This is a genomic window from Micromonospora sp. CNZ322 (assembly GCF_007827755.1).
This window is the reverse complement of the sequence record NZ_VITD01000003.1, coordinates 389777-409062: the sequence shown is the minus strand read 5'-3', so window position 1 is coordinate 409062 and position 19286 is coordinate 389777. Positions and strand designations below refer to the sequence as shown.

At 71.1% G+C, this 19286-nt stretch carries 18 protein-coding genes; 9 read left to right on the top strand and 9 right to left on the bottom strand.

From position 1 onward, the window contains the following. The gene (locus FB453_RS10510; protein ID WP_112584045.1) at nt 1-1200 is read right to left on the bottom strand and encodes an acetyl-CoA C-acetyltransferase; all 1200 of its coding nucleotides are present in this window, start codon (nt 1198-1200) and stop codon (nt 1-3) included. Nucleotides 1201-1261: 61 nt separating this feature from the next. Here FB453_RS10510 and mce point away from each other — a divergent pair, with 61 nt between their 5' ends. The 4 genes from mce (at nt 1262) to FB453_RS10490 (ending at nt 7289) form a co-directional block, all read left to right on the top strand. Next, nucleotides 1262-1738, top strand: a complete 477-nt coding sequence (gene mce, locus FB453_RS10505; protein WP_091405814.1) for a methylmalonyl-CoA epimerase — start codon at nt 1262-1264, stop codon at nt 1736-1738. Between the two features lie 330 nt (nt 1739-2068). Further along, the gene (ccrA, locus tag FB453_RS10500; RefSeq protein ID WP_145789682.1) at nt 2069-3424 is read left to right on the top strand and encodes a crotonyl-CoA carboxylase/reductase; all 1356 of its coding nucleotides are present in this window, start codon (nt 2069-2071) and stop codon (nt 3422-3424) included. A gap of 330 nt (nt 3425-3754) precedes the next feature. Continuing rightward, the gene (locus FB453_RS10495) at nt 3755-5020 is read left to right on the top strand and encodes a DivIVA domain-containing protein (protein WP_124857649.1); all 1266 of its coding nucleotides are present in this window, start codon (nt 3755-3757) and stop codon (nt 5018-5020) included. A 178-nt stretch (nt 5021-5198) separates the two neighbouring features. After that, nucleotides 5199-7289 carry a hypothetical protein gene (locus FB453_RS10490; protein WP_145789473.1) on the top strand — a complete coding sequence of 697 codons (2091 nt, stop codon included), beginning with the start codon at nt 5199-5201 and terminating at the stop codon, nt 7287-7289. Nucleotides 7290-7361: 72 nt separating this feature from the next. Here the strand turns inward: FB453_RS10490 and FB453_RS10485 are convergent, their stop codons facing one another. Beyond that, nucleotides 7362-8336 (bottom strand): PDDEXK family nuclease, encoded by a 975-nt coding sequence (locus FB453_RS10485; RefSeq protein WP_145789471.1) that lies wholly within the window; start codon nt 8334-8336, stop codon nt 7362-7364. Nucleotides 8337-8756: 420 nt separating this feature from the next. Here FB453_RS10485 and FB453_RS10475 point away from each other — a divergent pair, with 420 nt between their 5' ends. From FB453_RS10475 to FB453_RS10465, 3 genes are all read left to right on the top strand, one after another. Continuing rightward, nucleotides 8757-8894: a hypothetical protein gene (locus FB453_RS10475; RefSeq protein ID WP_186718192.1), complete on the top strand. Its 138-nt coding sequence runs from the start codon at nt 8757-8759 to the stop codon at nt 8892-8894. Further along, entirely contained in the window at nt 8894-9082 is a 189-nt protein-coding gene (locus FB453_RS10470) for a DUF397 domain-containing protein (protein ID WP_112584043.1), read from the top strand. The genes FB453_RS10475 and FB453_RS10470 overlap by 1 nt, the downstream gene beginning before the upstream one ends. A gap of 165 nt (nt 9083-9247) precedes the next feature. Continuing rightward, nucleotides 9248-10348: an AI-2E family transporter gene (locus FB453_RS10465; RefSeq protein WP_486480236.1), complete on the top strand. Its 1101-nt coding sequence runs from the start codon at nt 9248-9250 to the stop codon at nt 10346-10348. Nucleotides 10349-10394: 46 nt separating this feature from the next. Here the strand turns inward: FB453_RS10465 and FB453_RS10460 are convergent, their stop codons facing one another. From FB453_RS10460 to FB453_RS10430, 7 genes are all read right to left on the bottom strand, one after another. Next, nucleotides 10395-11204, bottom strand: a complete 810-nt coding sequence (locus FB453_RS10460; protein ID WP_145789466.1) for an alpha/beta hydrolase family protein — start codon at nt 11202-11204, stop codon at nt 10395-10397. 117 nt (nt 11205-11321) lie between these two features. Beyond that, nucleotides 11322-11645: a hypothetical protein gene (locus tag FB453_RS10455; RefSeq protein ID WP_486480226.1), complete on the bottom strand. Its 324-nt coding sequence runs from the start codon at nt 11643-11645 to the stop codon at nt 11322-11324. A gap of 67 nt (nt 11646-11712) precedes the next feature. Continuing rightward, nucleotides 11713-12777, bottom strand: a complete 1065-nt coding sequence (locus tag FB453_RS10450; RefSeq protein ID WP_145789464.1) for a hypothetical protein — start codon at nt 12775-12777, stop codon at nt 11713-11715. Next, nucleotides 12774-13268, bottom strand: a complete 495-nt coding sequence (locus FB453_RS10445) for a SigE family RNA polymerase sigma factor (protein WP_145789462.1) — start codon at nt 13266-13268, stop codon at nt 12774-12776. Before FB453_RS10445 ends, FB453_RS10450 begins: the two co-directional genes overlap by 4 nt. 40 nt (nt 13269-13308) lie before the next feature. Continuing rightward, nucleotides 13309-15099, bottom strand: coding sequence for a 3-hydroxybutyryl-CoA dehydrogenase (locus tag FB453_RS10440; RefSeq protein WP_145789460.1), 1791 nt, complete (start codon nt 15097-15099; stop codon nt 13309-13311). 126 nt (nt 15100-15225) lie between these two features. Next, nucleotides 15226-16296 carry an alpha/beta fold hydrolase gene (locus tag FB453_RS10435; protein WP_486480225.1) on the bottom strand — a complete coding sequence of 357 codons (1071 nt, stop codon included), beginning with the start codon at nt 16294-16296 and terminating at the stop codon, nt 15226-15228. Nucleotides 16297-16373: 77 nt separating this feature from the next. After that, nucleotides 16374-16739, bottom strand: coding sequence for an FHA domain-containing protein (locus tag FB453_RS10430; protein ID WP_486480235.1), 366 nt, complete (start codon nt 16737-16739; stop codon nt 16374-16376). A gap of 308 nt (nt 16740-17047) precedes the next feature. Between FB453_RS10430 and FB453_RS10425 the strand changes: the two genes are divergently transcribed. After that, nucleotides 17048-18544 carry an aldehyde dehydrogenase family protein gene (locus tag FB453_RS10425; RefSeq protein WP_145789453.1) on the top strand — a complete coding sequence of 499 codons (1497 nt, stop codon included), beginning with the start codon at nt 17048-17050 and terminating at the stop codon, nt 18542-18544. 80 nt (nt 18545-18624) lie between these two features. Next, the gene (locus FB453_RS10420; RefSeq protein ID WP_145789450.1) at nt 18625-19281 is read left to right on the top strand and encodes a methyltransferase domain-containing protein; all 657 of its coding nucleotides are present in this window, start codon (nt 18625-18627) and stop codon (nt 19279-19281) included. Nucleotides 19282-19286: the final 5 nt, after the last annotated feature.

Genomic DNA, 19286 nt, shown 5'->3' with positions numbered 1-19286 from the left:
TCACTGGCTGGTCTCGGCCTTGCCCGGCACGTGGATGATCAGCGCGTCGCCCTGGCCACCGCCGCCACACAGCGCGGCCGCGCCGGTGCCACCGCCACGGCGCTTCAACTCCAGAGCAAGGGTGAGTACGAGACGCGCGCCGGACATGCCGATCGGGTGCCCCAGCGCGATCGCGCCGCCGTTGACGTTGACCTTGTCCGGGCTGATCCCGAGGTCCCGGGTGGACTGGACACCGACCTGCGCGAACGCCTCATTGATCTCGATGAGGTCCAGGTCCGCAACGCTCAGGCCACCCTTCTTCAGGGCGTGGTTGATGGCGTTGGACGGCTGCGAGTGCAGGGAGTTGTCCGGGCCCGCCACGTTGCCGTGCGCACCGATCTCGGCCAGCCAGGTCAGCCCCAGCTCCTTCGCCTTGGCCTTGCTCATCACGAGCACCGCGGCGGCGCCGTCGGAGATCGGCGACGAGCTGCCGGCGGTGATGGTGCCGTCCTTGGCGAAGGCGGGGCGCAGCTTGGCCAGCGACTCGACTGTGGTGTCCGGGCGGATGCCCTCGTCCTCGCTGATCACCAGCGGGTCACCCTTGCGCTGCGGGATGACCACCGGGGCGATCTCGTCGGCGAAGTGGCCGTTCTTCTGTGCTGCGGCGGCCCGCTGGTGGCTGGCGGCGGCGAAGGCGTCCTGCTCCGCGCGGGAGATGCCGTGCCTGGCACCGAGCCGCTCGGTCGACTCGCCCATCGAGCAGCAGTCCCAGGCGTCGCTGAGCCCGTCGTGTGCCATGTGGTCCTTGACCACCACGTCGCCGTACTTGTAGCCGGTGCGCTGGCCCATCAGCAGGTGCGGGGCGTTGGTCATCGACTCCATGCCGCCGGCCACCACGATGTCGAACTCGCCGGCCCGGATCAGCTGGTCGGCAAGGGCGATCGCGTCCAGGCCGGAGAGGCAGACCTTGTTGATGGTCAGCGCCGGCACGGACATCGGCACGCCGGCCTCGACCGCCGCCTGCCGAGCCGGGATCTGACCGGTGCCGGCCTGCAACACCTGCCCCATGATCACGTACTGGACCTGGTCCGGGCTGACGCCGGCACGCTCCAGCGCCGCCTTGATGGCGATCCCGCCGAGCTTCGTGGCCGGGAGGTCCTTGAGGTTGCCCAGCAGCCGGCCCATCGGGGTCCGCGCGCCGCTGACGATCACCGAAGCCATGCCTGCCTCCGAAGGGGTGCCGAGCTGTACGCCTTAACGATTGTTCGGCCAGACTAGCGCCATGGCAGAGAACTCCCCCGTCGAGCCCGGTGCGGACTACGTCACAGACATCGGGCTTCGCAAGATTGACCACGTCGGGATCGCCGTGGCCGACCTCGACGCCGCGATCGACTTCTACCAGCGGACGTTCGGGATGCGCTGCGTCCACGTGGAGACCAACACCGAGCAGGGCGTTCGGGAAGCGATGCTGGCCGTCGGGCCGACCACCGAGGGTGGCTGCGTGCAACTGCTCGCCCCGCTCACCCCGGAGTCGACGATCGCGAAGTTCCTGGACCGCAACGGGCCGGGCGTGCAGCAGGTCGCGTACACCGTGGTCGACATCGACGTGGCCTGCGCGGCGCTACGTGAGCGCGGCATGCGCCTGCTCTACGACGCTCCGAGGCGTGGCACCGCGGACAGCCGGATCAACTTCGTGCACCCCAAGGACGCCGGTGGCGTCCTCGTCGAACTGGTCCAACCCGCCCCCACCCCCCACTGACCCCCCGGTCCCACCCCCACCCCTCGTTGATCAAGAGGTTTGCGTCATCCCGCGCCGCAGAGATGACCGAAAGCTCTTGATCAACGAGAGGCGGCGTCCGGTGCGCGCACGTCAGTGCGCGGTTGGCGGGGTGGCTGGACACCTTCACGCATCGGCGGATGCAGTTTTTCACAGAGGACTTCCCGGCCTAGCTACCGTTCAGTAACGTCCGGCCCCACAGGAGCGCGACCGGTGCCGGATGTGTCGAATGCCGACATGGCGGTCGTGCCCACCGGCGCCGACGATGGCAGCACCCGGGCCCGTGCGGGTGCGGATGAACCGGAGGTCACCGTGCAGGACATCCTCGAAGCGATCATGGCGGCGGAGGAATCGAACGATCCGGACCGCGAACTCGCCGGCCTCGCCGGGCTGCCCGTACCGGAGAGCTATCGAGGCGTGGTGGTCCGCGCCGAGGAGGCCCGGATGTTCGACGGCATGGCCACCCGGGACAAGGACCCGCGCAAGGCCCTGCACGTGCAGGAGGTGCCGACGCCGGAGCTGGCGCCGGGCGAGGCGCTGATCGCGGTGATGGCCAGCGCGATCAACTACAACACGGTGTGGACCAGCATCTTCGAGCCGCTGCCCACCTTCAAGTTCCTGGAGCGCTACGGCCGGGTTTCCGAGCTGACCCGCCGGCACGACCTGCCGTACCACGTGGTCGGCTCGGACGCGGCGGGCGTCGTGCTGCGCACCGGCCCCGGGGTGACCCGCTGGGCGCCCGGCGACGAGGTGGTCGCGCACTGCCTCTCCGTCGAGCTGGAGGACGCGGCCGGGCACGACGACACCATGCTCGACCCGCAACAGCGGATCTGGGGCTTCGAGACCAACTTCGGCGGGCTGGCCGAGCTGGCGGTGGTCAAGGCCAACCAGCTGATGCCCAAGCCGCGGCACCTGAGTTGGGAGGAGGCGGCCAGTCCCGGGCTGGTCAACTCCACCGCGTACCGGCAGCTCGTCTCGCACCACGGCGCCAACATGAAGCAGGGCGACGTCGTGCTGATCTGGGGTGCCTCTGGCGGCCTCGGCGGTTACGCCACCCAGATGGCGCTCAACGGCGGCGCGATTCCGGTCTGCGTGGTGTCCTCGCCGGAGAAGGCCGAGCTGTGCCGCAAGATGGGCGCGGAGCTGGTCATCGACCGGGCCGCGGAGGGCTTCCGCTTCTGGAAGGACGAGGAGACCCAGGACCCGGACGAGTGGCGGCGCTTCGGCGAACGGATTCGCGAGCTGACCAGCGGCGAGGACCCGGACATCGTGTTCGAGCACCCGGGTCGGGAGACGTTCGGCGCCAGCGTCTACGTGGCCCGGCGCGGTGGGACCATCGTCACCTGCGCCTCCACCAGCGGCTTCCTGCACCAGTACGACAACCGCTACCTGTGGATGCACCTCAAGCGGATCGTGGGCAGCCACTTCGCCAACTACCACGAGGCGTGGCAGGCCAATCGCCTGGTCGCGCTCGGCAAGGTGCACCCCACGGTGTCCCGCACCTACCCGCTGGAGCAGACCGGCCAGGCCGCGTACGAGGTGCACCGCAACGCCCACCAGGGCAAGGTCGGCGTGCGCTGCCTCGCACCGACCGACGGGCTGGGCGTGCGCGACGGGGAGTTGCGGGCCCGGCACGAGGACGCGATCAACCGGTTCCGGGGGCACTGAGCGGCACCGCCGGTCCCCGGGGCACCGACCGGCATCCGGAGCCGGGGCGGGTCCCGGCCGGACGGTGGAACGCCGGATGACCATTGCGCTGATCGCTCATTGTTCTTCCGCCCCCATTAGCGGATAAGCCGCCCGGATCGAACAAAGGGCCTCGGGGTAACCCCGGGGCCCTTTTCCGCGTCACGCTGCGTGGCGTCCGACCCGCCGGGACCTGCCAAGATCGCCGATTGGTCCAACCTGGCCGATCGCGGGAGTTGACCATGTAAAGAGGGCACGAAAGCTTCGCACCGCTCTTGCGAAGCACCCTGGGGCGTCTGCCAGTATGTCCCAATGCCCCAGCAGCAGTCCTCCCCTCTCGCGTTCTTCGATAACGCGAACTCGCAGCCAGATTTCACCGTTGGCCTGCGCGGATACAACACTCATCAGGTCGACGACTTCCTCGGCCGGATGACCGCCGCGCTGACCCAGTCCGAGCAGGCCCGTGCCGAGGCCGAGCAGCGGATGAACGACGCCCAGCGTCGGCTCCGCCAGGCCGAGCAGCGCATGAGTGCGCTGGAGCAGAAGCTCACCGACACGAACAAGCAGCTCGAAGAGAACAGCCGGCCCACCCTCTCCGGGCTCGGCACGCGCGTTGAGCAGATCCTCCGGCTCGCCGAGGAGCAGGCCAACGACCATCGCAACGAGGCCAAGCGCGAGTCGGAGGGCATCCTCTCCGCCGCCCGCCTCGAGGCCCGCGAGATCACCGACAAGGCCCGCGCCGAGGCCGCCGCCATGAAGGCGAGCGCCGAGCGCGAGGCGGGCAACCTGCGTACGGCCGCCGAGCGCGAGGCCGCCGAGGTCCGGGTGCAGGCACGCCGCGAGGCCGACACGCTGCGCGCCGACGCCGACCGGGAGACCAAGCAGCTGCGTACGGTCACCGCGCACGAGGTGGCCGAGCTGAAGTCGACAGTCGAGCGGGAGGTCGCCACCCTCCGGGCCACCGCCGAGCGGGAGATCACCCAGCAGCGGGCGAAGGCTGCCCGCGAGGCTGAGGAGAAGCGCGCCGAGGCGACCAAGCTGCTCACCGATGCGCGCGACAAGCGCGACAAGGACCTGCAGGCCCTGGAGCTCCAGCTGGCCGAGCGGCGGGAGAAGGCCGAGCGCGAGGAGTCCGAGCGGCACGCCGCCCAGGTCGCGCAGACCCAGAAGCTGGTCAGCGAGGCCGAGCAGCGTGCCCGGGCCGCGCAGGAGCGGGCCAAGGAGATCGAGCAGCGCGCCGAGGCGCGGCGGGTCGAGTCGGAGCGCAACGCCGCCGAGACTGTCGACAAGGCCAAGGCCCACTCGGAGAAGACCCTCAACGAGGCGAAGGCCGAGTCGCAGCGCCTGCTCACCGAGGCCCGCACCGAGGCGGAGCTGACCACCCAGGCCGCCCGCCGCGAGGTCGAGGACCTCACCCGGCAGAAGGACGCTGTCACGTCGCAGCTGGGTCAGATGCTCTCCGGCCTCGCCGGCATCGTTCCCGGAATGCCGGCGCAGGCCGCTCCGGCTGCCAAGCCGGAAGCAGCAAAGAAGACCGATGGCGGTCAGGAGCGGGTGCCCGCGGAGACCGCCGGCTGACGCGAGGGCGTCAGGTCGGGGCATCGACGGCGCGAGGTGACACCGGGTAACCGGTGCCACCTCGCGCCGTATGCGTTTCCTAACCCCTGGTATTCGCTGACCGCAACGGAGTGAAGTAGCTCCCACAAGGCCCGTCCGTATCGCCCCAGCAGGGCCCGTTGCGTGTGAGGATGGGGGCATGTCGCACGGCGAGGAACTGTTCGCTCTCGGCGGGGACGTGACGACGGAGCCCAGCTTCGAGTCCGCTCTGCGGGGGTACGAGAAGAAACAGGTCGACCGTTATGTCGCACGTGCTGAGCACGAGATCGCGACCCTCGCCTCCGAACGGGAACAGGCGTACACACAGATCCACAAGCTCGCCGGCCAGGTCGAGGTTCTCCAGCGCGACCTGACCCAGGTGCGCAAGCAGATGAACGTGGTCGACCGGGCGTCGTTCCGGCACCTCGGCCCGCGGGTCGAGTCGATCCTCACTCTCGCTGAGGAGCAGGCCGAGCAGATCCTCGCCGACGCGAACGGGGAGATCGAGGCGCGTCGTGCCGCGGCCGAGCACATCATCGAGGAGGCCCGCGAGCAGGCCGCGCGGGCTCTGAAGGACTTCGAGATCGCCCTCGCCGCCCGACGCGCGGAGGAGGAGCGGCACAGCGCCGCCCAGCGGGCCGAGGCGGACGCGACCCTGCGGGCGGCCAAGGACGAGTCGGCACAGTTGCGCAAGGCGGCGCAGGACGCGCTGGCGAAGGCCCAGCAGGAGGCCACCCAGCTGCGGGATTCCGCCAAGGAGATCCACGCCCGGGCCCAGCAGGAGGCCACCAAGCTGCGCGAGACGGCCCGCGAGACGCTGGCCAACGCCCGGCAGGAGGCCAGCGATCTGCGCGATGCCGCCAAGGAGGTGCACGCCAAGGCGCTCCAGGAGGCCAAGCGGCTCACCGACACGGCGACCGAGGCCGGTCGGGCCACCCATGCCAAGGCCCAGCAGGAGGCCAAGCAGATCATCGACGACGCGTCGATGGCGGGTCGGGCCACCCGCGCCAAGGCGCAGCAGGAGGCGGAGCGGCTGACGACGCAGGCCACCGAGTCGGCGAAGCGCAGCCGCGCCGAGACCGAGGCGTACGTGCAGCGAATGCGCACCGAGACCGAGGCGTACGTGCAGCACACCCGGGCACAGACCCAGCAGGAGCTGGGCGCGTGGCGGGCCGGGGTGGAGCAGGAGGTCAACTCCCGTCGGGAGGCGGCCGACCGGGAGTTGGCGCAGCGACGGTCCGCGGCCGAGCAGGAGTTCGCCAAGCGCCGCGACGAGCTGGACAAGCAACACGCGGCGCGCCAGCAGGAGCTGGAGGCTGGGCTCGCCAGCCGTCAGCAGGAGCTGGAGAACGGGTTCACCACCCGTCGGGACGAGCTGGAGAACGAATACTCCACGCGGAAGAACGAGCTGGAGACCGAGTACACGGCCCGCAAGAACGAGATCGAGCAGGGCGCGGCCGGCGTCCGCCAGGCGGCCGAGCAGGACGCGGCGGCGCTGCGCCAGCGGTCCGAGGCGGAGGCCGCCGGGCTGCTGAGCCGGGCCGAGACCGAGGCCAGCGACAAGCGCCACAAGGCCGACGAGCATGTCGCGGCGTCGCGGCGGCAGTTCGAGGAGTATGCGGCCACCACGCAGCAGCACCTTGCCACCACTCAGCAGCACCTGGCGGCGACCCAGCAGGAGTCGGCGGCGGGCCGTCAGCAGTTGGCCCAGGTGATGTTGGAGATCGCCCAGGCCCAGCAGCAGTTGGCGGATCTGCGGCAGGAGACCTGGAAGGCGCGGCAGGAGTCCGACGAGCTCCAGCGTCAGATGTCCGAGCTGCGGTTGCAGAGTGTCGCCGGTCCGATCGACGGGCCGACCGCGCCGGCCGTAGACGCCAGCGCGAACGGAGGCGTGCCCGGTGGTGGGGACGATGGCGTGAGCGTTGCCGCCGGCGCGGCCTCCGGGTCGGGTACGGGCACCGGGCTGAAGACGGAGCCCGCCGACACCAGGCAGCCGGTGAACGCCGGCGCGGAAGAGTCCGGGCAGTCCACGACCCGGCCGGTGGCCGAGCCGGTGACCACCGTGGATGGCGGGACGGCGAGCGCCGGGGTGGACGGGGAGCCGACCGTGGCCGCCGTTCCGGGCGAGGGTGGCCGGGGCGCCAAGCCCACCAAGATCACTAGCACCGGTGAGAACGGCAAGCGACCCACCAAGCCGACCACCGACGAGCGCAGCGCCAAGCCCAGCAAGGTCACCATCGACAAGGAGTGACGGGCACCCGCCCGCCGAAGCTTCGAAATCTTGGACACTTTCCGTCAGCGGTCGACGGAAAGTGTCCAAGATTCATTTCTGCGTCGGGTGGCGTAGGGGCGGGGTGGGGGTCCAGCCGGCTGCGACGAGGGCGCGTCGGACGGTGTCGGCGACCTCGTCCGGGCGGGCGCGGACCAGCCAGGCCGGGAAGCGCAGAATGCGGTCGCCGCTGGTCCAAACGTCGTTCTGCCGACGCATGTCGTCCGCCCACTGCTTGGCGTCCATGTGGTGCGCGCCGTCGATCTCCACCTGCACCCGCCACTCCCGCCAGTACGCGTCCAGCCAGCGGTTCCGACCGGCCGCGTCGACCCGGTGCTCCTGCAGGTCCGGGGCGGGCAGCCGGTGCCGGCGGCACAGCCGCAGGAAGTCGATCTCCGAGAGCGCCTGTGCGCCGCCCGCGATGTCGCTGATGGTCTGCCCGACCAGGCGCCGACGGGTGGCCCGAGGGAGGACGTCGAGCACCGCCTGCAACTCCTCGGGCAGCACCCGGCGTTGCTGGCAACCGGCGGCCAGAACCGACCGCGCCTCGTCCACGCCGGCCGCCCAACCCGCCGCGTCCACCAGGGCCCGCGCCGTCGTGGTGCGCGGTGGGCGGGCACGTTGGAGATGGGCCTCGGGGAGAACCGTCGTGCGGTGGACCAGGACGGCGGGCATGTCGATCGGAAGTCGACGCAGGGTGGCCCGCGCGGCACGGCGGGCTGCCGGCACCAGCACGTGCAGCGGCTCGCGTCGCAGTCCCCGTACCCCGGCTTCGGCGGCGGCGGACACCCCGGCCAGCACCGCCCTCGGCCCGGCCGCCAGCACCGCCACCCAGAGTTGTTGGTCGCGGGTGAGTCGGCCGTTGCCGGCCAGCAGGATCCCGCGGCAGATCGACCGCCACCGACCGGAGCGAATCCGGCCCCGCACCCGCCCCTCGCTGAGCAACCCGGCGACCTGCGCGGTCGTCAGCACGCCCGCCTGCTCGAAGGCGAGCCAGTCGAGTGTGTCGGCGTCATCGGCGGGCAGCATGCGGACAGCTTTCGCCGTTACGCGCCGCCCCACCACCAGATCTTGGACAGTTTCCGTTAGGCCGTAACGGAAACTGTCCAAGATCTGCACGGATTTGGCGGCGTCCGGGGTGGGTGTGGTCCTCGTCGAACTCCGCCTTGAGCAGCAGCCGGGCTTCCGCGCAGGGCCACTGCCGGCCGTTGGCCCGGCAGCACCACGCGGGTTGCAGCGGGGTGTGCGGCGTCCGCGCGCCGCCGGGTCGGGCAAACACGGGGTACGGCCCGAGTCGCGGATTGATGGTCGAGCAGATCGGCCGATGGTCGTCTCGATGCCACCACCGGGCTGCCGTCGGCGAGCCGTTGCTCCACGACCGCCCCCACCGGAGACCTTTCCGGACCGTTCAATCCGGCCCGAGATGCCGACAGTGGTTGGGTGGGGCACATGGAGCACCAGATTGACGGTCTCGTGGTCGATGGCGACCATGAGGTGGCTACGCTGCTGGCGCGTTGGGAGATGATCAGAAACGGTGCGTTGTCTCGCCGCCAGTCGATCGAGCTGATGAAGGAAGTTGTGACCTGATGGACCTGACCGGCGCGCTCTGGCGCACGTCCAGCCGTAGCGGCAACGGAGAGTGTGTCGAGGTGGCGGACAATCTGCCCGGGGTCGTGGGGGTGCGGGACAGCAAGGACCCGGCCGGTCCGGTGCTGGTGTTCGCGCCCGCCGCGTGGCGGGCGTTCGTGGCCGTCGCCCGTCGTCCGACGGCCTGAGCCGGGAGGTTCCTGGTGCCACAGCACGACCCGTCCGGCGACGAGCCGGACGTGACCCCCGGTCCCCCGCCAGCCGAAACCCCACAGCCGGCGGAGACGCCACCGTCGGCGGAAGCGCAGCCGACGGAGGCGCAGCCGGCATCGTCGGCGGCAACGCCACCGCCGGTGCCGGTCCCCGTCCCGGGGGTCGACCCGGATGAGCCGCCGGCGATCCCGTCCGGAAAGTTCGGCACACCGGGGCGGCCACTGCGCCGCAGCAGCTTCCTGCTCGGCTTCACCGGTGCGCTGGGCGTGCTGCTGGCGTACACCCTCTATCTGGGGATTCGCAATGCCGGCGGCATCCTCGTGCTGGTGGTGATCGCGCTCTTCCTCGCGGTCGGCCTCAACCCGGCGGTGGTCCGACTGGGCCGCTGGGGTGTGCCGCACGGCCTGGCGGTGGCGGGGGTCGCCCTGACGGTGGTGCTGCTGCTCTGCGGCGGCATCGTGGCGCTGGTCCCGCCGATCGTCACCCAGTCGGGGCAGTTCATCGACCAGATCCCGAGCCTGCTCGACGAGTTGCGCCGCAACCCGACGGTCAATGACCTGGTGGAGCGGTACGACGTGGTGGAGCGGGTGCAGGGCGCGGCCAACGCGGAGACGGTCGGACGGGCGCTCGGCGGCGTGCTGGGCGGCGCACAACTGATCTTCGGCACGGTGTTCCGGACGCTGACCGTGCTGGTGCTGACCATCTACTTCCTGGCCTACTTCGACAAGCTGCGCTCGCTGGGCTACTCGTTGGTGCCCCGGTCGCGGCGGCAGCGGGTGCAGCTGATCGGTGACGAAATACTGGCCAAGGTTGGCGCCTACATGGTCGGCGCGCTGAGCATCGCGGTGCTGGCCGGCGCGACCACCTTCGTCTTCGCGCTGATCGTCGACCTGCCGTACCCGTTCGCGCTGGCCGTGGTGGTCGCGGTGACCGACCTGATCCCGCAGATCGGCGCCACCCTGGGCGCGGTGATCGTGAGTCTGGTCGGCTTCGCCGCCGACCTGCCCACCGGCATCGCCTGCGCGGTCTTCTTCCTCATCTACCAGCAGGTGGAGAACTACCTCATCTACCCGAAGGTGATGCGGCGTTCGGTGGAGGTCAACGAGGTGGCCGCCCTGCTGGCCGCACTGCTCGGGGTGGCGCTGCTGGGTGTGGTGGGCGCGCTGATCGCCATCCCCACGGTGGCCGCGCTGCAACTGATCCTGCGCGAGGTGGTGCTGCCCCGCCAGGAGCGCCGCTGAGCGTCAGCCCGCCTGACCGGCGGCCAGGCGCCGGCGGACGGGCGGGTCAGTCCGCCTTGGTGGCGGCCGGGCCGGGGACGGGGGTGTCGGCGAAGGCGGCCACCGTCCGGTCGGCGTACGCGCTGACGTCGCCGGCCTCCATCGGGCCGTCCCAGGTTGTCGGCAGCGGCACCTCGACGACCGGGTTGACCCGCCGGACGATCTCGTCGAGCACCGTCTCCGCGTCGCCCACCCACAGGTGCTTGGCACCCGGAACCCCGACCACCTCGGCCTGCGGCACCGCGGCGAACCGCTCCCGCGCCTCGGTGGGGCGCAGGTAGTCGTCGAACTCCGGCACCAGCGCCACCAGCGGTCGACCCGAGTTGGCCCAGGTGGCCAGGTCCTCGGGGGTGGAGAAGCGCAGCGGCGGGGAGAGCAGGATCGCCCCGGCGATCGCCGGGTCGCAGCCGTACTTCAGCGCCAGGTCGGTGCCGAACGACCAGCCGACGAGCCAGATGTTGGGCAGCTCGGCGAACTCCGCGTACTCGATGGCGGCGGCCACGTCGTACCGCTCGCCCACCGCGCCGTCGAAGGCTCCCTCGCTGGTGCCGCGCACGCTGCTGGTGCCCCGGGTGTTGAACCGCAGCACCGCCAGGTCGGCCAGCGCGGGCAGCCGCCAGGCTGCCTTGCGGAACACGTGGCTGTCCATCATCCCGCCGTGGGTCGGTAGCGGGTGCAGGCAGACCAGGGTGGCCACCGGCGGCCGGTCGGCCGGCAGGGCCAGCTCACCGACCAGTCGCAGACCGTCGGCGGTGTGCAGCTCGATGTCCTCCCGGCGGCCGGGCAGGATCGACGACGCGCGGATCGCTGTGCTCACCGCCCAAGTCTGTCGTGAAGTCGCCGCCGCCGCCCGCCCAGGCACGAACAGGGTGACCCAGGTCGCTACCGGGCAGGTCGCCAAGCCCTTACGCGCCAGCGCTCCGGGCCTGGTCGCTCAGTAGCGCGGGGAGCCCCGGCCACGCTGCACCGCCGGGCCGCGCCGGTCCCGGGCCTGCCAGCAGCCGCTGTGCCAGTGCCGCCGGTCGGTCAGGTCACCCAGGCCGTCCGCGGGCCAGGCCACCAGGTGCGCCACCCCGGGCCGGATCTCCTGGTTACAACCGGGGCAGCGGTACGTCTTGACCGACGCGCCCGCGCCGATGCCGCGTACCTGCCAGGCACCGTCGGTCCACTGCTGCACCGAGGCGACGCCCTGCCGGACCCGGTCGGCGTCCAGGTTGGCGTTCTCGTCCCGGCGAGGGCGATTGCGACGGGGGCTCACAGTCACCAAGCGTACGTTCCGTCGGCGGGGACGATCTCGTGGCCAGCCCGCTCGACGGCTGAGATCACTACCAGCTCTCCGGTTGGATCGGATCGGTGGCGATCCGTGCTCCCGCCAGCAGGACCGCCGCGTCCGCCTCGGTGAAGCTGCTGCTTGGCGGGCGTTCGCTCCCCTGCGGCAGGCCGAAATCGACAGCCGCTGTCGTCCCCTTGATGCCGACCAGCTCCAACGTCGTCCCATTCGGGGAGAGGAACGCGGGTCGACCACCGACGGTCCGGTTCGTCCTCGTGCTCGTGCCCGCTGTGCTCAGGTACTGGTACCGCACCCACATGGCCTGGTAGTCCGAACGCTGAAGGGTGAGGTGGGCGGTGATGAGACGCGGGTACGAGGCGACGCCGACCGAGCAGGCGGTGACCTTCGCGCCGGCGGGGAGGGCGTCCAGCCGTAGCGGCGCCGCGCAACGCCGGGCCTCGTTGAAGCGCAGCGCTTGGACCGCCTCCTTCAGCACGGCCTGGTCCCCGCGCAGCATGACCGCCCGGGCGTACAGACCCGGCGCGGGCTGCCACAGCTTGACCAGCCCACGGGCCATGCCGAGCACCGGCCGGACCTTACCGTCGAAGGTCTGCGGGCCCGGTTCGGTCACGTCGAAGGATCTGCTGTCGATCTCGACGCTGACAGGTAGCTCGGGTGAGCTGCGCACGTCGACACGCACCGGTTCGCTGTCCGCCACGCTGAGTCGTAGGGATTCGCCCCCACCGTTGACCTCCCAGCCGAGGTAACGGGCCCGCGCCGGGTCGAGGCCGAAGTGCAGCACGTCCGGGTCGGTGCCGACCAGCGCCGGCTCGGCGGCAGCCCCGGGCACCCCGTCGACCCGGGGCGGCACCGGGGTGGCCCCGGTCGACGTGGTGGCGGTCCAGGGCAGCCGGTCGGTCAACCCGTCCAGGCCCGCCCCGGCCACTCCCACGATGCCGAGCGCGCCGACCAGGGACAACGCGGTCCCTGCGGCGACCCGGCGATGGAGTTGGCGGCGGCGGCCCCGAGCGTGGGAAGCCCGCAACAGCCGGTCGGCGTCCACGACGCCCTCGGCACGGTCGCGCAGGGTTCGGACGATCTGGTCGTCGAGGTCTGTCACGGTCGGCTCCCGTTGGCGGCCGGGGCGCCGCAGCGCTCCCGGAGGTTGGCGAGCGCCCGCATCGCGTGGGTGCGGACGGTGACCGGCGAGCAGTCCAGGATCTGCGCGATCGTCGCGTCGTCGAGGTCCTCGTAGAAGCGCAGCACCAGCACCGCCCGCTGGCGTTCGGGCAGGCCGAGGATCAGCCGCCACATCTCGTCCCGGTCGGCCGCCTCACGGCCGAGGTCGCCACGCTGCGCCCGGTCGGCGAAGGTGTCGACGACCAGCTCACGGTTGGACCGGCGACGCCACCAGGAGTTGTTGGCGTTGACCAGCATCCGACGTACGTACACGTCGGGCCGGTCCGCCCGCGAGATCTTGCGCCAGTGCACGTACGCCCGGGACAGCACCTCCTGGGTGAGGTCCTCGGCCCGGTGCTCGTCACCGGTCAGCAGCCGCGCCAGCCGGATCAGGGCCGGGCCGCGGCTGCCGACGTACTCCTCGAAGGTCACACCATGCAGACGCCGCCGGAGCCGTCCGGCGTTGACCCGGTCAGCGGTGCGAGTGGTCGCGGAAGCCGCGGCGGGTCTTGCGGCCCAGGTAGCCGGCGGTGACCAGGTGCTCCAGCAGCGGCGCGGGCGCGAAGCCCGGCTCGCGCAGTTCCAGGTACAGCTCGCGCTGGATGGCCAGGGAGACGTCCAGCCCGACCACGTCGAGCAGCTCGAACGGGCCCATCGGGTAGCCGCAGCCCAACTTCATGGCGTGGTCGATGTCGTCGGCCGTCGAGTAGCTGGCCTCCAGCATCTTCACCGCGTCGTTCAGGTACGGGAAGAGGAGCGCGTTGACGATGAAGCCGGACCGGTCGCCGCAGACCACACCGGTCTTGCCTAGTGCGGCGCAGACGGCGCGGGCGGTGGCGGTGGCCTCCGGGGAGGTGCGGATGGTGCGGACGACCTCGACCAGCGGCATGACCGGGGCCGGGTTGAAGAAGTGCAGCCCCACCACGTCGGCCGGCCGCTGGGTGGCCATCGCCACGTCGATCACCGGCAGCGACGAGGTGGTGGTGGCCAGCACCACGCCCGGCTTGCAGATCTCGTCGAGGCTGGCGAAGAGTGCCTTCTTGACGCTCAGCTCCTCGACGACCGCCTCGACCACCAGGTCGACGTCGGCGAGATGGTCGAGCGTGGCGGACCAGCTGATCCGGCCCAGGGCGGCGTCCCGGTCGGCCTCGGCGAGCTTGCCGCGCACCACGCCCTTGTTCAGCGAGGTCTTCACCGCCTCGCAGACCTTCGCGGACTTCTCCATGCCACGGGTCACCGAGACGACCTCGTAGCCGGCCTTCGCGAAGACCTCGATGATCCCGGTGGCCATCGTTCCGGAGCCGACCACGCCGACCTTCGCGATGGCGCGCGCGCCGTCGGCGAGCGCGCTGTCCGTGGCCAGCGGCGTCGCCTCATCCGGTACGACCACCGGGGAGCCGGGCCGTTCGTAGGTGTAGAAGCCCCGGCCCGACTTCCGGCCGAGCAGCCCTGCCGTCACCATCTGCTTGAGCAGCGGCACCGGGGCGTGGCGGCGGTCCCGCCCGCCGCGCCGGTACATGGTGTCCAGGATCTCGTATGCGGTGTCCAGGCCGATCAGGTCCATCAACGCCAGCGGGCCCATCGGCAGGCCGCAGCCGAGCTTCATGGCGGCGTCGATGTCCTCCCGGGTCGCGTAGTGCGACTCGAACATGCCGACCGCGTGGTTGAGGTAGCCGAAGAGCAACGCGTTGGCGATGAAGCCGGCCCGGTCGTTGATGGTGACGTCGACCTTGCCGAGCCGGGCGCAGAGCGCCTCCACGTCGGCGACCACCTCGGGTGCGGTGACGACAGTGCGGACCACCTCGACCAGCTTCATGACCGGGGCCGGGTTGAAGAAGTGGATGCCGATCACCTGGTTGGGTCGGCTGGTGGCGACGGAGATCTCGGTGACGCTCAACGACGAGGTGTTGGTGGCGAGGATCGTCTCCGGGCGGCAGACCCGGTCCAGTTCCGCGAAGATCCGCTGCTTGAGGTCCAGGTGCTCGGGCACCGCCTCGATGACCAGGTCGACGGAGTGCAGCGCGTCCAGCCCGACCGCGAAGTGCACCCGCTCGTGCAGGGCGTCGCGGTCCGCCTCGGCGAGCTTGCCCTTGGCGACCGCCCGGTCGGTGGAGCCCTTCAGGGTGGCCCGACCGCGCTCCAGCGCCGGCGCGGAGATTTCCACTGCCACCACGTCGATGCCGTTGCGGGCGAAGACCTCGACGATGCCGGCACCCATGGTGCCCAGCCCCACCACACCCACGGTGCTGAACTCGCGCGCCACGACCGGCCTCCCCAGAGACTCCGCACGGCCACTGAACGGCCGCTAAGGTTATGCGCGCGAGTCTGCCACGTGACGGTGAGTTGTCGAGACGCCGTGGCATATTTCACCCACGGCTCAGCAGCGCAGCTACCCGGCCGACACGCTGGTCAGGGCCAACAACTCCGCGACGAACTCCGCCGGGCGCTCCAGGTGCGGGCTGTGCCCACAACCGGGCAACACCACCTCGTGGTACGCGCCGCCGGCCGCCGCGTACCGGTCGAGCACCGCCCGGGTCTGGCCGACCATCGGCTGCGGTGGGCAGGCGTCAGCGCCGGGCCAGCCGGGCACGAGATCCAGCGAACCCAGGTACGCCAGGTCGAAGAGCGAGGTGTCCGAGACGATGACGTCGACGTCTCCGCGTACCCAGGTGACCGGCGGTTTCTCGGCGACGGCCACCAGTTCGTCGGCGAGCCGGAACCAGGCGGGCGCGAGCGCGTTGAGCACCCCGCGCTCCCCCGGAGCGGTGCCCGGCCAGTTCTCCGACGGCACCGCCGTGCCCGGGTAGTTGTCGTCACCGGTGGCGGTGGAGAGCACGGTGTCCAGCAGCAGTTCCTCGTCCTCGACCAGAGAGGCGGGATCGGCCACATAGGTGGCTCGTAGCACGGCGCGCGGGCTGGCCGGCGCGTCCGAGCTCCGGTCACCGGCCGCGAGGCGGGCGACGAAGTCCGGGTTCGCCGTGCCGGCGCCGGTGCCGGCGAAGTCGGGGGTGGTCGGCGTGCCGGTCAGGTCGCGGGTGCCGCCGAAGCCGTACGGGGAGACCGGTGCGGCGAGCAGCAACGCCCCCACGCGCTGCGGATGGTCGACCAGCAGGCGCATCGCCACCCCGCCGCCGAGGGAGTGCCCGACCACCACCGGGCGCGCGTCGGCGTCGAAGAGCGTCGGGTCGTCCAGCAGGGCCGCCACGTCGTCGGCGAAGTCCCGCAGGCCCCGGGTGGCGTCCACCGGGGCGGTCGCGGAGTCGCCGTACCCCCGCAGGTCGGGGGCGACCACCCGCATCGTCGGTGGCAGACGGCGGACCAGCGGCTCCCAGAACAGCGCGGACGAGCAGTTGCCGTGGATCAGCAGCACGGGTATGCCGTCCGGCGGGCCGGCCACCCGTACCGCCTGAGTGATGCCGTTCGCCGTCACGGTCCGCTGCTCGGTCTCCATCCGCGGCATGGTGCCACGGGTGTCCCCACCGGTCCAGGTGTCGGGCCGCCACCCAACGGAGCTACCCGGTGTGGCAGGCCGCCAGATCAGCGACGCGAGCCCGGTGGCGCGGCCAGCGGCAGCGGCAACGTCGGTCGGACGTCGCGCCGGGACGGGCCGAAGCTGAGCCCCACCGGGTCGGTGAGCGCCACCCCGGGGTCGAACAGGCGCAGTTCGGTACGGCCCAGCCGGATCACGTCACCGTCGGAGAGTCGTTCCACCTCGGTGATCCGCCGGTCGTTGAGCCAGGTGCCGTTTGTGGAGCCCAGGTCCCGCAGGGACGGGCCCTCCGGTGCCAGCCACACCTCGGCGTGGCGACGGCTCAGGTGTGGGTCGCTGATGACCACCTGACCTGTCGGCGCTCGGCCGATCACCTGTATCTCGGCTCGCATACGAAAGCTCGCGCCGCGCATCGGTCCACCCGCGACCGTCAACAGCGGCATCAGTTCCGGATGTTCCTCCATGGACAGTCAGCCCTCCACCCCACACCGTCACTCCGCGCGTCAGCTTGCCATCAGACGGTAGTCGTCAATACCGACCGGCCGGTCAGCCTCTCGTCACCTCCCGGCCACCTGCCGTTCGACGATTCGGGCGGGCCCCATCCGTCATCAACGCCCTGACCTGCACTGATCAACGATCGGCCGGGGTGATGCGACGCCGGCCCCCCGGCCCCGAATCGGGGACCCTACCGGTGAGTAATCCTCGGGTCTAGACTTCCGCCATGACGGCAGTGCATATCCCGGGCGAACCGGTCATCGACGCGGGTCAGTTGGTCTCCACCAGCCCGGCGACCGGCGCTGAGGCCGGTCGCCTCCCGGTCGCCACCGACGCCGACGTGCGGCAGGCCGTCGACCGCGCCCGCGCCGCCGGCGAGTGGTGGGCCGGCCTCGGCTTCACCGGCCGCCGTCAGCGGATGCTGCGGTGGCGTGCCCTGCTCGCCAAGCGCATCGAGCAGTTGGCCGAGTTGGTGCACGTCGAGGGCGGGAAGCCGACCGCCGACGCCATCGTCGAGATCGTCACCGCGATCGAGCACATCGACTGGGCCGCCCGCAACGCCGGCCGCGTGCTCGGTCCACGTCGGGTGCGGTCCCGGCTCATCCTCGCCGAGTTCTCCGGGCACCTCGAATACCAGCCGCACGGGGTGGTCGGCGTTATCGGGCCGTGGAACTATCCGGTCTTCACGCCGATCGGCTCCGCCGCGTACGCCCTCGCCGCCGGCAACGCCGTGGTGCTCAAGCCGAGCGAGTACACGCCCGCCGTCGGCCAGTGGCTGGTGGACAGCTTCGCCGAGGTGGTGCCCGAGCAGCCGGTGTTCACCGCAGTGCACGGGCTGGGCGACGTGGGCGCGGCGCTGTGCCGCTCCGGCGTCAACAAGCTGGCCTTCACCGGCTCCACCGCCACCGCCCGAAAGGTGATGGCCGCCTGCGCCGAGACGCTGACCCCGGTGCTCATCGAGGGCGGCGGCAAGGACGCCATGATCGTGGACAGCGACGCCGACCTGGACGCGGCCGCCGAGGCGTGCGTCTGGGGCGGCATGACCAACGCCGGCCAGACCTGCATCGGCATCGAGCGGGTGTACGCGGTCGACGCCGTCTTCGACGCCTTCGTCGACAAGGTGGTGACCCGCGCCGGTCGGCTGACGGTCGGGCCGGAGGGCACCGACATCGGCCCGATCACCATGCCCAGGCAGATCGACGTGATCCGCCGGCACATCGACGCCGCGATCACGTCCGGCGGGCGCGCCGTACTAGGCGGCCCGAGCGCCGTACAGCCGCCGTACGTCCACCCCACAGTGCTGGTGGACGTACCGGAGGAGTCGGCCGCCGTCCGCGAGGAGACCTTCGGTCCCACGCTGACCATCAGCCGGGTCCGCGACGCCGACGAGGCCGTCACCCGCGCCAACGCCCTGTCGTACGGCCTCGGGGGTTCCGTCTTCGGCAGTCGGCGGGCGGTGGCCACCGCCCGCCGACTGCGCTCCGGGATGGCGTCGATCAACTCCACGCTGACCTTCGCCGGCATGTCCACCCTGCCGTTCGGCGGTGTGGGCGACTCCGGGTTCGGGCGGATCCACGGGGAGGACGGCCTGCGTGAGTTCGGTCGGGCCAAGGCGATCACCCGACGTCGTGCCCGGTCACTGCTGCCGTCGATGACCTTCGAGCGCACCCCGGCCGACGTGGCCCGACTCGTCAAGGCCATCAAGGTCATGTACGGAAGGTAAGTGTCGGATAACCGATCATCAACAAGGATCGGTGTATCCACATGTTTATACGCCGTGGTCACGGCGGTACATTGCGTTAAATGGGCCCCAATCGATTGCGCTACCGCCTTGTCGACAGTGATCAGTCGTGGAGCGCCCGACGGCGTCGGCACCGCTCGGACTGGCTGGCGCGCACCTTTCCCGACATCGGCGACATGCACGTGGTCGACCTCGGTGGTCGGCTCGGCACCTGGCACCGCTCCACCGTCCGACCGGCCCGGGTGACAGTCGTCAACCTGGAGCAGCCGCCCGCCGTCGTCCCGGAATGGGCCCACGTCGAGCAGGCCGACGCCTGCGACCTGCCCGCGCACCTCACCAAGGGCAGCTACGACCTGGTCTTCTCGAACTCTGTGCTGGAGCATGTGGGCGGGCACGAACGCCGGATCCGCTTCGCCGCCGCCGCCCGCTCACTGGCCGACCGGCACTGGGTGCAGACGCCCTACCGCTACTTCCCCATCGAGCCACACTGGATCGCGCCCGGCATGCAGTTCCTGCCGGTACGACTGCGCACCGCGTTCGCCCGACGTTGGCCGTTGGGGCACAAGCCGACGCGCAGCCACGACGCCGCCATCCACCAGGTGCTCTGGACCGAGTTGTTGGACCGCTCGCAGATGCGCCACTACTTCCCGGACTCGACAATGCTGGTGGAGCGGGTGTTCGGTCTGCCGAAGTCACTGATCGCGGTGCGCAACGGGTAGGACGC

What these genes read in the sequence shown, in the direction of transcription:
- FB453_RS10510 (WP_112584045.1), bottom strand. Translation starts at nt 1,200, where the DNA reads ATGGCTTCGGTGATCGTCAGCGGCGCGCGGACCCCGATGGGCCGGCTG.
- FB453_RS10485 (WP_145789471.1), bottom strand. Translation starts at nt 8,336, where the DNA reads ATGCTGCCCGCCGATGACGCCGACACACTCGACTGGCTCGCCTTCGAG.
- mce (WP_091405814.1), top strand. Translation starts at nt 1,262, where the DNA reads ATGGCAGAGAACTCCCCCGTCGAGCCCGGTGCGGACTACGTCACAGAC.
- FB453_RS10420 (WP_145789450.1), top strand. Translation starts at nt 18,625, where the DNA reads ATGGGCCCCAATCGATTGCGCTACCGCCTTGTCGACAGTGATCAGTCG.
- FB453_RS10470 (WP_112584043.1), top strand. Translation starts at nt 8,894, where the DNA reads ATGGACCTGACCGGCGCGCTCTGGCGCACGTCCAGCCGTAGCGGCAAC.
- FB453_RS10435 (WP_486480225.1), bottom strand. Translation starts at nt 16,296, where the DNA reads ATGCCGCGGATGGAGACCGAGCAGCGGACCGTGACGGCGAACGGCATC.
- FB453_RS10430 (WP_486480235.1), bottom strand. Translation starts at nt 16,739, where the DNA reads ATGCGCGGCGCGAGCTTTCGTATGCGAGCCGAGATACAGGTGATCGGC.
- FB453_RS10475 (WP_186718192.1), top strand. Translation starts at nt 8,757, where the DNA reads ATGGAGCACCAGATTGACGGTCTCGTGGTCGATGGCGACCATGAGGTG.
- FB453_RS10490 (WP_145789473.1), top strand. Translation starts at nt 5,199, where the DNA reads ATGTCGCACGGCGAGGAACTGTTCGCTCTCGGCGGGGACGTGACGACG.
- FB453_RS10495 (WP_124857649.1), top strand. Translation starts at nt 3,755, where the DNA reads ATGCCCCAGCAGCAGTCCTCCCCTCTCGCGTTCTTCGATAACGCGAAC.
- FB453_RS10425 (WP_145789453.1), top strand. Translation starts at nt 17,048, where the DNA reads ATGACGGCAGTGCATATCCCGGGCGAACCGGTCATCGACGCGGGTCAG.